The sequence below is a fragment of the Cellulomonas sp. GbtcB1 genome (genome assembly GCF_019091725.1).
Classification (GTDB): Bacteria; Actinomycetota; Actinomycetes; order Actinomycetales; family Cellulomonadaceae; genus Cellulomonas.
Genome location: NZ_JAGXJG010000487.1, coordinates 1 through 241, shown reverse-complemented (window position 1 = coordinate 241; position 241 = coordinate 1). Strand labels below are relative to the sequence as shown.

Here is a 241-nt window from a genome sequence, read left to right as displayed (position 1 = left end):
CGGGTCGCATCCTCATCCGCGACCGCGACGTCACCGACGTCCAGCCGCAGGACCGGGACATCGCGATGGTGTTCCAGAACTACGCGCTGTACCCGCACATGTCGGTCGCCGACAACATGGGCTTCGCGCTCAAGATCGCCGGCACCCCGTGGGCGGAGATCCGCACCCGCGTCGAGGAGGCCGCCAAGATCCTCGACCTGACCCCGTACCTCGCCCGCACGCCGAAGGCCCTCTCGGGTGG

The 241-nt window shown here is 69.3% G+C and carries 1 protein-coding gene; it reads left to right on the top strand.

Features of this window, described 5'->3' with window-relative positions:
• Nucleotides 1–241 (top strand): ATP-binding cassette domain-containing protein (locus KVT14_RS21120; RefSeq protein ID WP_368858794.1); only part of this gene is annotated, 241 nt, incomplete at both ends.